Consider the following 12,865-nt stretch of genomic DNA (forward strand, 5'->3'; position numbering starts at 1 on the left):
GAATCCTTTACATCCATGCAAAAGACCTTTATCACCGAAAAGACCCAGGCCGACCTGGAGGCGCAAACGGAATACTTCCGGGGGGAAGTCAAACGGCGGAGTGACAAGCTCGCCAACTATTTCCTCATCTCCTTCTTCATAGTCGGGTTCCTTCTCGCGGGTTATTTCAACACCTGGGGCATCGCCCTCGGCGTAGGCGGCCTGTCCCTCGTCGCCTATTATTCCATAAAGTGGGCCTTCCCCTACTCCGATCTGTACCAATATGTACTGAGTGCCGTGCTGGCCATCTTTATGGCGCAATATATTTACCAGATGCACGGGCTTTTTGAAATGCACTTCTTCGCCTTCATCGGTTGCGCTATCCTCATCACTTACCAGAACTGGAAATTGCAGCTCCCCCTGGTGATCATCGTCGTTGCGCATCACTCCATCTTCAACTATTTGCAGTATGCCGGCAATACACAAATTTATTTCACCCGGCTGGACTACCTGGATTGGCAAACATATACCTTCCATATCGTGCTGACCGCAGTCATCGTCTTCGTATGCGGTCTATGGTCCTACCAGCTGAAGCGATCGGGCGAGGTCCAGATCGCCCAGTCCGTGGAGATGGCGGCGCTCCAACGCGAGGCCTTTGTGCTGACAGAACGCAAACGCAATGCGGATGCCCTCGAGGCCGCTTATCACAACGCGGAGAAAGCAAGGGAAGAAGCCGAACGCGCCAACCGGGCAAAGAGCATCTTCCTGGCGACGATGAGTCATGAGATCCGCACTCCCATGAACGGGGTCATCGGCATGGCATCCCTCCTGGCCGAAACAACACTCACCGATCAGCAACGGGCCTATACCGAGACCATCGCCGTATGTGGCGACACCCTGCTGAATGTCATCAACGACATCCTCGACTTTTCAAAGATCGAGTCCGGCAGCATGGAACTGGAAGAAGAAGATTTCAACCTGCAAAGCAGCATCGAACATATCCTCGACCTCTTCGGCCCCCGCGCCGCTACAACGGGCATCGAATTATTGAACCAGGTGGAAAGGGACGTGCCGGCCTATATCCGCGGCGACGACCTGCGGCTGCGCCAGATCCTCACCAATCTCGTCGGCAACGCCATGAAATTTACCGAACAGGGCGAGATATTCATCGGCGTCCGGGTGCTGGAGAAAGCCTCCGACGAAACCCTGACCCTTGCCTTTGAAGTAAAGGACACCGGCATCGGGATCCCGGCGGATAAGCTCGAACGCCTTTTCAAAGCCTTCTCCCAGGTGGACTCTTCCACCACCCGCAAATACGGCGGCACAGGTCTGGGACTCGCCATCTCCGAACAGCTGGTGAAATTGATGGGCGGCAACATCAGCGTGCAGAGCGAGCCCGGTAAAGGCTCGATCTTTCACTTTACCATCCACACCCGCGCGGGCATCAATCAACACCCCGAGATCAGCACCGGCGGACTCGACGAACATGCAGGAAAGAAGGTCCTCATCGTGGATGACAACGGGACAAACCGCACCATCCTCAAGACCCAGCTCGAATACTGGAACTTACGGCCAGTGCTGGCCGCCTCCGGAATGGAAGCGCTGAACATTTTGTCTATGGACAGCCGCTACGACCTCGTGCTGACCGACATGCAAATGCCCTACATGGATGGTATCCGGCTTTCCGAATCCATCCGCGATCGCCATCCGCAGATCCCTATCATCCTTCTCAGTAGTGTAGGCGATGAGTATAAAAAGAATCACCATCAGCTTTTCAACGCAGTGATGACCAAACCCATCAAGCAGCAGATGCTCTACCGCCAGATTATGGCAGGCCTGCAAAACCAGGGACGCACCACCGGCGACGGCCGGACGATACAAGCCCGGCTGCCTAGCGAACTGGCATCTACCTTTCCGCTCAATATCCTGGTCGCCGAAGACAACCTCATCAATCAGCAGGTGATCCAATACATCTTACAGAAACTGGGCTATGCACCCGTCATCGTGGAGAACGGCAAACAAGCAGTCGATGCTGCGCTCACCACCGGCTATGACATTATTCTCATGGACTTGCAAATGCCTGAAATGGATGGTATCGAAGCAACCCGCGAGATCCGCCAGTCACGGCTCCTCGATCAACCCGTCATCATAGCCTTAACGGCAAACGCCATGGAAGGCGACGAAGAAGAATGTATCCAATCGGGGATGAATGATTATATCGGCAAACCGGTGAAACTGGAAGAACTGCTGGGCAAGCTCCGCAAATGGGCCCTCCACCGCCAGATGTCCTGAAAGCATCGCCCCCCACCGCCGGATGCCCGAAAGAAATTTTATCCGTTTAACCGTCAAATTGAATTTTTTTCGGTAACTTCATGCCTATCGTTCACCAAAAAAAAGGAGGTATTCATGCTATCTACAGATAAATCATGGAAACCTTCGGTTAATTTCGCTTAACCGGGTTGCTCCAAAAAATAATCTGCCGGCAAGAGCCGGAAGAGGCTGTCTTCCAAAGACAGCCTCTTTTATTATTACAGTCTGACGAACTATTCGACAAGATATTTGTATACATTCCGCTTATATGTCTCGAAATCGTCGAGATTGGTAAATTCCTCAAAACGATACGATGTCCCATCCCGCTGCTCCCGTACCAACGCCACCGTTCCGCCGCCGACCAATACCCGCTTTGCCCGCTGAAATAGCTCATCGAGCGATGGGATGTCCTTGATCATCTGCCATTCTTCAATTTTTCCGACATTTATGATATAATCATCCATAATACTCAAAATTACGACAATGCAATATAGAACACTCGGCGACACCGGCATTCAATTGTCTGCCATCGGTCTTGGTTGTATGAGCATGAGCCATGCTTACGGCCAGCCCGATGACCCGGAATCGGTCGCGACGCTGGAAAAAGCCATCGAACTCGGCATCAACTTCTGGGACACGGCAGACATCTATGGCAACGGCGCTAACGAAGAGTTGATCGCACGGGTCCTTCAACCCAACCGCCAAAAGATCTTCATCGCCACGAAATTCGGTTTCCTGTCCTATACCGACGGCAGACTGGGCGGCTTCGACGCCTCTCCTGCCCATGCCAAAAAAGCCGTGGAAGCAAGTCTGCGCCGGCTAAAGACCGATGTCATCGATCTCTATTATGCCCATCGCATCGACCCCAACGTTCCCGTGGAAGATACCGTTGGAGCCATGGCTCACCTGGTGCAGGAAGGAAAGGTCCGCTATCTCGGCCTCTCGGAAGCCTCCCCGGAATCCATCCGGCGGGCCCATGCCGTGCATCCCATCAGCGCGCTGCAAAGCGAATATTCCATTCTCACCCGGGATGTCGAAAAGGAAATATTACCCCTGTGCAGGAAACTGCGCATCTCCTTCATCCCCTTCAGCCCGCTGGCCCGGGGCCTGATGACCAATACGCTGGATGTCGCCGCGCTCGGTGAGACTGACTTCCGCAGATCGCTGCCACGATACCAGGGCGAACATGCCGACAACAACCGCCACCTTTCCACTGGCTTTGCCGAACTGGCCCGGGTTAAAGGCTGTACTCCCGCTCAACTGGCGATCGCCTGGGTATTGGCACAGGGTACGGACATCATCCCCATCCCGGGCACCAAACGCCGGAAATACCTCATCGAAAACGTGGGCGCCATCGACGTCCGGCTTACCGAAGACGACTTTGCGGCAATTAACGCGCTGCTGCTTCAATACCCCAATATCGGCGATCGTTACAATCAGGCAAACCAAAAGTTCGTAGACAAAAACTAAAAATAGCCCCGTTTCCCGCGGGGCCATTCCAATCAGCACGATCGCTTATTCAGGGATGTTTAACCTCCGGCAGATCTCCGAATAGCTCATCTGTCTGTAATTCCTGGCTACTTCGCTAACCGCATCGGAGGAGAGCTGAGTACCTCTCCCCGAATGTAAACCCGGGCTCACCGACGCCACAGTGCTTTTCATTCCACCCGGAATAATGACATAACGAAACTGGTGCTTGTTGGAGATGGAGCTGTAGTAATTCTGATCGTCGACAAAACGGATCTTTAAGTTGCCGACCGTCGCCAAGGCGCTCCAGGTATCGTTATAGATAGTGGAACCTATCCGGTATGTGACGGTTATCGGTAATTGTGCTACTTGGGCAGAAGGCCAGATAGCAACGTTATAACCGTCCAATTTTCCAAAAGTCAGGACGACCCCGCTGTCGAGCACCTGCTGGGTGATGTCGGTGGTAGCTTTCGTATAACTGAACCCGTATTCACCAAAAATGGTGTCTTTTGTATAGGAGCCGGGAGTGAACCACTGGGAATAGATGACATTGGCTGTCCCGGCTGGGCCCTGCGGGCCCTGAGGTCCTGCCGGACCTGCGGGTCCTGCGGCCCCGGCCGGGCCCGTATTTCCTTTCTGGCAGGAAATGATAAAGAAAGGCAAAAGGAATACCAGCATCGAAAATTTGACGCGCATACATAAATTTTTAAGGTTTGAGATTGATTACAGCTGCAAAGCTAGTCTCACTTTATCCCATCCACAATACCACTTAAGTGTAAATATGGATGCGATTTTGCCCGGTAAATACCCATTTCAACGAATTAATACTACCGCTTCGTGGTATACCACCTGCTTTCCATATGAATCCCGTAAAAAAAACATTTCGCCGGAGGTAATAAATTTATTACTTTCACACTCTATGAAGTCGAGCGAGCTTGTGAGGTTGTTGAGAAGAGATGGATGGTTTGTAGTACGGCAGTCCGGAAGCCATATGATCATGGAGCACCCTACGAAAAAAGGACAGGTGGTTTGTCCCTCGCATGGAAGTAATGAAATCGGTAAAGGCCTCGAAAAAAAGATCAGGAAGGACGCCGGGCTTAAATAATATATAATTTATGAAAATCGAAATAATAATCGAAACAACTAGAACAGGCTATTCTGCTTATGCGGTAAAGTATCCTGTTTATACAACCGGGAAGTCTTTCGAAAAGCTTAAATCCAACATTTTAGAGGCCCTTAATCTTTATTTTGACCAGCAGGGAAAAATAATTTCTGAAGATGATCTCCAGATATCGCTGGACTTGCCGCAATTTTTTGAGTTCTATAAGGTGATCAACGCAAAAGCTCTGTCTGAAAGGATCGGCATGAATCAAAGCCTCCTGGCCCAATATATAAAAGGCATTAAAAGGCCGTCCACATCCCAAACGAATCGCATCCTGAAAGGAGTGCGACAGGTAGGTAAAGAGCTGGCAAGTATCCGCTTTCTGCTTTGATCGTCAAAGGTCTTCATCGTTTAACAGTTTTACTTTATTCCTACCGGATTCATCGGGATACAATTGTTGGACGATATCACTCTGAATAACTTTTTTTGTTGCGATATCTATCATCGATATCCTGCCGGTAAAAGCGGCGCCGGTATCGATATTCCATACATTGCAGCATTGCATGGGGATGTCGAGGTCATAGTTGGTGGTAGGGGTATGACCGATATAGATCTCCTGGTACAGGAGAAGCCTTCGCGGATAGAAGATGCTGTCCCTGGGGATGCGGTCATCGACAGCCAGGGCCATCTCCCACAAGGTCCTGTCCCAGCCAAAGTTACTCACGTAAGGTTCCTGGGCGGGACCGTGCATGGAAGAAAACCCGGCATGGATAAAAAGACGGCCGGCTTCTTCATAATACCACCGCATGCGGTTAAAGAATTCGAGATGCCGGTCAAGCTCCGCCGGTGTAATCCCGGCATAACTGTCGATAGTGGCCTTGCCGCCATGAAACAACCAGCTGGGGTCGGGCCCCAATCCTTCCAGCCACTCTTCACACCACGTGTCGTGGTTGCCGCGTAGAAAAATGCAATCATACGAAGCATCCATATCCATCAAAAATTCTATCACCTGCCGTGACTGCGACCAGCCGTCCACATAATCACCCAAAAAAATAAGCCGGTCCTCCGGCTCCAGGCCCGCCCGCTGGATCACCTGCTGCAACGCCCTGTACGCGCCATGAATATCTCCTATTACGTATGTCTTCATTTGGCTATCGCCTCGAGTGTTTATATTTCAGGATATCCCTTACGATATTACGGTCCTCCTTGTTGAAGGCCTGTAGTTCCGCAACAACCGAAGGTTCTTTTTCGACCATTTGGGCAACGATCTCATAGGCAATATCCCGGGCAACCTCCGTGGACTCATCCTGCGGCCGGTAGATACACTTCATCACATCGAGATAATACGGCCGGTTGGACCCATCCGTCTCTTCCTCGTATACCCTCCGCACCTCCGCCTGAAGCAACTCACCATCACCCAAATGCGAAAAATAGTTGTTCAGACATTTGACGGCGTCCTTCCCGCTGCGCCATCCTTCCATCAACAGGCGCTGGGCGCGATCGCCATCTTCCATCTTGTTACGCAGTACCAGGGATGCTTTCACGTATTGCCCATTAACGGTATATTCACCCGCCACCTTTTCAAAATAATGATTGGCTTCTTCCCGTCTGTTGATGCTCCGGTAGAGATCACCCACCTTTTCGTCCTTGCCCAGCTCTTTATAGAGATCGATGGCTGGTTGTATCATCCCCCCCTTCTCATAACACTCCGCGGCCTTTACCCTGTCACGGTTATATTTCAAATAGACGGAAGCCGCCTCGGCATATAGCTTCCCTTCTTCCAGCGTCTGGGCCGCCTGGGTATAGGACTTCAACAGCCGGAGATAAATAAATGCCGCTTTCTGGTATTCGTTGTTCTTTATAAGTTGTTTCGCCGTTTCCTGGTATTGCTGGTTCAACCGCTGAAACTCATTCCCCAGCTGGATGCTCCCCCCTCCTGCCTTATCCTGCAGCGAACGGCCAAACAGCGATAGGTCGAGCCAGCGCCGCGTCAGGCTAAAGCTGGCAGCCCCACCCTTTCCCCGGTGGGTACCACCGCTATCGAGAGGGATGGCATACTTCAACGCTTCTTCCGGGTCTTTCTTAAACAGCTTAAGCAGTTTATCCACCTCTGTCTTATTCCGCTCTTCCAGGTCCATAAATTTTTCTTCCAGCCGGGACACCACCGGAGACACCAGCCGCGACCACCAGCTCCGTTTCCCGGAAGCCTTGGAACCGGAGGTCTTAGAACCCGAGGATTTCTTTTTAAATGGAAGAAAAGGCAACGGAATAAAACCCCACGAAAATATCAACCTCAGCAGCAGCAATACCAGTCGCTCAAGGATGGACAAGGGCCCCTTATCCCCGGGGCGTTTCTCGGGAAATAGCTGCGTATCCAGCTTTTCCAGGACTTCCTCGGGCGGTAGACCTAGAATATGAAAACTACGCACAGCGCCAGGAACGACGACAGTATCCGCGGGCCGGGTCACCATCCTTTCGGCCAGCCGCGGCGGGTTGATCACACCAACCCAGTCGACAGGCTCCCTCAGTTCAACCCAACCGATGGAAGGATGAAAGAAATGCGGAGTTCCCTTTACCATCTTGTCCAGCTGCTGCGGGGTAAGCGTCGGCGCCAACCGGCTGTTCTCAGGGATATACAGCAGCGGATGCACCCGCTGACAATAACTGTTCCTGCCGATATCGGCCGGTAGCCGACCCTCCTTCGGGACAAGCAAACATCCCCAAAGGCTGTTGGCCCTGGTCCCTGGTAAGGGATAACAAGTCGTTTCAGCGAGGGAAAGCCCCAGCGACTGCAATTCGCCGATCCAGGACGAAAGGGTTTCACCCTTGACAACTATCGCCGTCAACGGATAGTCGTTCTTATGATGAGGTCTTATGTTTAGCTGCATAACCCATGATATGGTTGATAAAAGGTAAGATATTTTGTCTGAAAAAGGTTTGTGGTTCAATCTTCATCAACGGACGCTCCGCCATCGCAGGGTAATAAAAATCGTTACCGGAGAATTCATTTTCCGTGGCAATACCGAGTGAGGTTCCCAGTGCCGCGGGAATATAGATCTTTGTAATGCTTTCGCGTATCTGCACCGTGGCCCCTGCCGCGCTGACCGCGCCTTTTAATATTTCCGCTGCCTCCAATTCCATTCGCCGGTCTATTATACCCCCACCATCGACAATAGTTTTGGCTTCTTTGAGCCCCATACTCAAATGATCTTTCATCGTTTTAACGACATTGAGCTTAGTAGGCCCACCGCTTAGCAAATGCACATCCCAGCCAGGCACCTTACCCTGCAGCCACTCCAGCGTCAGCATCCCCGATCGGTCTATCCTTACCCGGATGCCCCCGGGAAATACAAAACTGCCGTCCGATGTATCCCATTGGGCGTGCGCAAGCATATTCCCCGTAGCAGGATAATTAGCCAGATCGAGCACGATGTGCCCGGAAGGCCTGCACACCAACTCATGCTTATTGAACAGCAGGTTACCCTCCTCAGTGAGAGCCACCCGGCTGAGATTGCGCAGGATAGAATGGTTATACCTGCTTCTTCCGGCTGCTCCTTCCCGCCGCAACTGACTGCGCTTGGATATTTCGGCAAACGTCTCCTGTTCGGGCCGGTCTTCCTGTCGAACCGCGACAACCTGGTCATCGACGATCGTCCAATACCCCGATGTCCCCTCAAAATAAAAAGCTCCCTCGTGAAAAAAGAAATTGCCCCGCACCGATCCGTTCCATCCATTCAATCTTATCGCCCTGGCCTCACCCGTATAAAGCGAATACAACGTGAGCTTCCGCGAACCGGCATTAAAACAAAGGAGGAGGCAATAACTAGCCCTATCTTCCCCCATCTCAAAATGTGTAATGTTTCCCGGTAGCCCCTCGAAAATTAATTCCCAACCCCTTATCACAGTGAGGTTGGCATCCCTGTAAAGCCGGAATACCTTTCCCACTTTGTCGACATAATAAATCTCCCCGTCGGGCGGCGTCATATGGGCCTTAATAGGCAAAGAGGGCGGATATAGCACCGGTGCATAGGCAGGGCGTGGAACCATCTTCCCTTTATCACCATCCCGGCCGGCATTGGCAGGGTGAACCCACTTATTTTCATTCCAAAGCTGCTCCAACGGCAATCGGATCTCCTGCACCAATCTCCGGCTGTTGTTTTGATTCTTGTACAGGCATATCTCCCCCTCCCTGTCAACAGTGATCCAGTATTTAAAGGCGGCATAATGATCACTCACCACCTTCTTTACCGCCGGATGCGCCAATGTTTCCGGCGGAGCGATAAAGATCACCTCCAGCTTCTTTTTTGCCGGCTGCTTTTCAAAGAATTTTATCAGTCCTTCGGCAGGATGAAGACATCCGTCCAGCACCTGCAGACTCCCGATCAGGTCATCCACCGTATCGAAGGCTATCGGATAATAACCATCCCCCACCGCAAAAGCCGTACAATGGATATCGGTGCGCGGGTGCCTGGCGATCGCCAGCAAAATAGCATAGGCCAACACCTTGGGCGTGCCCCAGCTCTTAAGCGAGATATCCAGCAGGAGTATACGTTGGAGATCATCGGCGCCGGGGGGTATTTCCCGGTGCAAAAAGAGCGCTTCATTATTCGCCAGGCGGGAAAGCAGCAGCCAGTCATCGTTGGCGAACTCGGAGATCAGCAGCTTGTCGAAGTCCCCCTTGTTGGTAAGATCGGAAAATCCACCAAGCGGCTGCTCCCCCGGAATTTTGTGGTGGATGGGGATGTTGAGCCCCGACCAGATACTCCTGATCAGGATGCCGATCGGGAAAGTGCTATGGTGCTCAATGAGAGAATCGACAAATTCCGCCGGCGCCCGCTCCCTCTCTTCCTCCAGCTGCAGCGTCTCGGGAATAGCAGGGATGGCCGTAAGCTTTTCAATGATAGCAGCCTCATTGGGAAATTGTCGCGCCAGTAAACCGATGCACTTGAAATCACGGAGAAATTTCGACCGGGTTATCTCCCCTTCGACACGCATTTCCTTGAACCTTCCTCTGACATCAACCCACTCTTCAGCCTGCAGCAGGAGATTCCGCGAATCGTCGACAGACACCTGCCGGTGGCATTTTGCAAACAGTATTTGGAAGAGTTGTATCCGCTGGTCACCGCTGGTATATTTCAATGGCAGCGCAGCCACCGTTCGAAGAAAATCTATTGCCTCGTCCAGTGTATTCTCATAGATCGAAAGCTCTTCTTTGCGAAATCGGAGAATAGTGCCCCGGATGATATCCTCCACTTTTTGCAAGGGATCTTCGTGGGAATGGTTGGTGGCGATCAGCGCCAGCAGCAGCGCGCCAAGCGGGGGTAACCCCTGCGGAGCAAGGTCCTCCACAATACGCATCAGAAACTTGCCATACGCAATGGTATTGCCGCCGGGAAGGCTGAAGATGGTAGTCCCCTCTTCTTCTTCCGGCTGCCAGAAGTAATGCGTACTGGGTTGAAAATATTCCTGGAATTTCATGTCATACGGTTAAGGTTATGGTCATCTGAAGCACCCGTCGTTTGCCGCACAGAACTACGCGACAAAGGACAGAACATATCCCTGCCGATCCGCAAGCAGCCCCCCTCCTTGTCCCATAACAGCAGACAGGCGCCCGGGCTGCCCACGTTGGCGCCGATGGTCTCCACCAGGAAGGGAAATTCAAAGGCAAAACCTGCCGGCAGCAGATGGTGTCCCTGCCGCCAATAGACTTCGCCCGGAAGGGGCAACAAGGGTTCACCCACCACCAGCGCCTGGTCATCGAGGACAACCCAGTTCAGTCCCTTCAGCCGGATGGAGCTAGCCATGTCGGCATAAGCCCGAAGGACATCCAACGGCGCCAGCAAGGCAGCAGGTGCCTTTTCAATGGATGCCGGAACAAGCCGGATGGTCAGCCGTTCCTGGATGCCAAAATAATTATGATTAAAAGAAGGTAGTTGCAAGGGCAGCCCTTTCTCCAGGGGTATCCATGCCAGGCCGGCAGGCAGTTGTTTCAGCGGCACCAGGCCGCCTGCAGGAAACAGGTGCTCGTCCCGCAGATAGAGCAACCTTTTAAAAGGGATGCTGGTGATCTCGGGGCTTTCGAGATCTTCCGGTCTGAACCCCTTTACCCAACAGACACCGGGCCCCGACGCCATCGACAAAAAATCCCAATGCCGGACAGGCGCCAGGAACTCCAGGTGCGCCTCATCGATCTCCAACAGCCAGGTCACGAGGTTTGAAGGATGTGCTGCCATAATACCTCTATTTCTTTTTGGATATAGGTCTTCTGTCCGGCATCTTTTATCCAGCTGCAGCGATTCTGTACAAACCGTAATTTGTCTTTGATGACATTCCGTTCTTCGAAAGAAAGCGTCTCGCCATTCCATTTCGACGACAGGAAAACCACCTCTTTCATTATCTCTTCGGGATCAGGCACCCGGTTATAAAGCGCCTGTGGATGCGCAGGCCCCGCCTCATCCTTTTCGATGATGGCATCGATGATGCCGGAAAGTATCTCTATCTGCTCTTCCGTGTCCCAGATATACTTCAACACCCACAGATCGGAAATGATCGCCGTTGTCCGGTTGCTGATCAGCGCACTGGCGGCGATGATATTCTGCAGCTTCACCGCCCGGCGATCGGAGACCTTTATCCCCGTACTGCGAAGGCTGTGAACAATGTCGATATATTGTTTCCGGATAGGGGCCAGGTCAACCCGGCGGCATTCCTGCTGCAGCCCGATGATGGCCGACGCGGAAATAACAGGTCTTTCCGCCGGTGTTTCCGCTTCCAGCCGCCAGCCGGCAAGCAACACTTCGTGTAATTTATCCGGATCGACATAGTCGCATTTCACCCGCAGCAGAAACCGGTCGAGCAAGGCAGCCAGCGCTTCGTCCTCCGGCAGCATATTGCTTGCGCCGACAAACATCAGAGCGGGAAGCCGGCGGGTCTCCTTTCCCCGGCGAAAGATCCGCTCGTTCAACGCCATCAACAGGCTGTTGAGAATAGCGCTGTTGGCATTGAATATCTCATCGAAAAAAACAAAAGAAGCCTCCGGCATCATGCCTTCCGTATTGGTGATAAGCTCACCTTCTTTCAACTTGCGGATATCAAAAGGACCAAATATCTCGTTTGGCTCGGTAAACCGGGTCAGGAGATACTCGAAGTTGCGGCCATCTTCCAGGCACTGTGACAACAGCCGGACAATAGCGCTCTTTGCCGTGCCCGGCGGACCCAGCAGAAAGAGATTTTCCTTGGCGATCAGGCTGATGCCAAGCAGATCGACGATCTCGTCCTTGCCGATGAAAGCATGTTTGATGTGCCGCAGCACATCGTTCAAACGGTCTGTAGGATTCATATTTTCCATTCTAATTCTTTCCAGAAATAACCTCCCCAATCGCCAAGCGCTGCATCCACATCCCGTCGCAGCACCGGCAATTCCGCAAGGGCCTTTACCTTCCGGGCAATAACCCTGTCGACATACAATTGCCGGACACAGTCATCGGCCGCCATCACTTCCCAGGCGAGCACTGTCGGGTCCAACGGATAGCCTATACCCGAATAATGCCACACCCGCAAATGCTGCTCGAGGATGACGATGAGCCAATCCTCCGGGTTCAGCTCTTTTGCCTTCTCTATGACACCGGGCAGAAATCGTAGACAGACATCGGCGGACAGGATAGCCCCCGGCGTAACGACCCCCGCATAAGGGGGAAGGTGCTCCCTCACCCCTGCTACTTCTTTTTCCCGAAACAGTAAGAACTGCGCCGCAGTATACACGATACGGGCCGACCAGCAGGCTGCTTCCCGCTCGAAGGCCGGTGGAACACCAGGATATTCCAGGCTTTCGCGCTCATATTGCATCCGCAGGAATTCCGTCACGCCTTCCTCATCAGCCTTCTTATTATTCGGGGTAAATCTATCGTAAATGACCATCTCTTCATGATTGCGCAGATGGCGGATGGTATCGAGAAAATGGTTGATAGAGGGGACAGTCATGGGAGTTTACAAATATACAAAAAAGGTATA

12 protein-coding genes are annotated in these 12,865 nt (G+C 52.4%); 4 read left to right on the top strand and 8 right to left on the bottom strand.

The annotated features are described in order from the left end of the window. Window positions 1-15 precede the first annotated feature (15 nt). Window positions 16-2,271, top strand: a complete 2,256-nt coding sequence (locus IEY39_RS05250) for a response regulator (RefSeq protein WP_188929206.1) — start codon at window positions 16-18, stop codon at window positions 2,269-2,271. Between the two features lie 251 nt (window positions 2,272-2,522). Here the strand turns inward: IEY39_RS05250 and IEY39_RS05255 are convergent, their stop codons facing one another. Next, window positions 2,523-2,753, bottom strand: a complete 231-nt coding sequence (locus IEY39_RS05255; RefSeq protein WP_188929208.1) for a hypothetical protein — start codon at window positions 2,751-2,753, stop codon at window positions 2,523-2,525. A 19-nt stretch (window positions 2,754-2,772) separates the two neighbouring features. On the opposite strand from IEY39_RS05255, the gene IEY39_RS05260 reads away from it, so the two are divergent. Beyond that, the gene (locus tag IEY39_RS05260) at window positions 2,773-3,759 is read left to right on the top strand and encodes an aldo/keto reductase (protein WP_188929210.1); all 987 of its coding nucleotides are present in this window, start codon (window positions 2,773-2,775) and stop codon (window positions 3,757-3,759) included. A 45-nt stretch (window positions 3,760-3,804) separates the two neighbouring features. Here the strand turns inward: IEY39_RS05260 and IEY39_RS29730 are convergent, their stop codons facing one another. Next, on the bottom strand, window positions 3,805-4,452 hold the full coding sequence (locus IEY39_RS29730) for a hypothetical protein (RefSeq protein ID WP_229688779.1): 648 nt from the start codon (window positions 4,450-4,452) through the stop codon (window positions 3,805-3,807). Window positions 4,453-4,675: 223 nt separating this feature from the next. On the opposite strand from IEY39_RS29730, the gene IEY39_RS05270 reads away from it, so the two are divergent. Together IEY39_RS05270 and IEY39_RS05275 are read left to right on the top strand one after the other, a co-directional pair. Further along, entirely contained in the window at window positions 4,676-4,861 is a 186-nt protein-coding gene (locus tag IEY39_RS05270; protein ID WP_188929212.1) for a type II toxin-antitoxin system HicA family toxin, read from the top strand. 10 nt (window positions 4,862-4,871) lie between these two features. After that, entirely contained in the window at window positions 4,872-5,249 is a 378-nt protein-coding gene (locus IEY39_RS05275; RefSeq protein WP_188929214.1) for an XRE family transcriptional regulator, read from the top strand. 3 nt (window positions 5,250-5,252) lie between these two features. On the opposite strand, the gene IEY39_RS05280 is transcribed toward IEY39_RS05275, so the two are convergent. The 6 genes from IEY39_RS05280 to IEY39_RS05305 are packed head-to-tail and all read right to left on the bottom strand — an operon-like array spanning window position 5,253 to window position 12,835. Next, entirely contained in the window at window positions 5,253-6,005 is a 753-nt protein-coding gene (locus IEY39_RS05280; protein WP_188929216.1) for a metallophosphoesterase family protein, read from the bottom strand. Between the two features lie 4 nt (window positions 6,006-6,009). Next, on the bottom strand, window positions 6,010-7,746 hold the full coding sequence (locus IEY39_RS05285; RefSeq protein WP_188929218.1) for a bpX3 domain-containing protein: 1,737 nt from the start codon (window positions 7,744-7,746) through the stop codon (window positions 6,010-6,012). Beyond that, on the bottom strand, window positions 7,718-10,336 hold the full coding sequence (locus tag IEY39_RS05290; protein ID WP_188929220.1) for a ribosomal protein L7/L12: 2,619 nt from the start codon (window positions 10,334-10,336) through the stop codon (window positions 7,718-7,720). The genes IEY39_RS05285 and IEY39_RS05290 overlap by 29 nt, the downstream gene beginning before the upstream one ends. After that, window positions 10,333-11,091 (bottom strand): hypothetical protein, encoded by a 759-nt coding sequence (locus IEY39_RS05295; RefSeq protein WP_188929222.1) that lies wholly within the window; start codon window positions 11,089-11,091, stop codon window positions 10,333-10,335. The genes IEY39_RS05290 and IEY39_RS05295 overlap by 4 nt, the downstream gene beginning before the upstream one ends. Then, entirely contained in the window at window positions 11,064-12,194 is a 1,131-nt protein-coding gene (locus IEY39_RS05300) for an AAA family ATPase (RefSeq protein ID WP_188929224.1), read from the bottom strand. The genes IEY39_RS05295 and IEY39_RS05300 overlap by 28 nt, the downstream gene beginning before the upstream one ends. Continuing rightward, the gene (locus tag IEY39_RS05305) at window positions 12,191-12,835 is read right to left on the bottom strand and encodes a conflict system bpX4 domain-containing protein (protein WP_188929234.1); all 645 of its coding nucleotides are present in this window, start codon (window positions 12,833-12,835) and stop codon (window positions 12,191-12,193) included. Before IEY39_RS05305 ends, IEY39_RS05300 begins: the two co-directional genes overlap by 4 nt. Window positions 12,836-12,865: the final 30 nt, after the last annotated feature.

The sequence above is a fragment of the Puia dinghuensis genome (assembly GCF_014642875.1).
Taxonomy (GTDB): Bacteria; Bacteroidota; Bacteroidia; order Chitinophagales; family Chitinophagaceae; genus Puia; species Puia dinghuensis.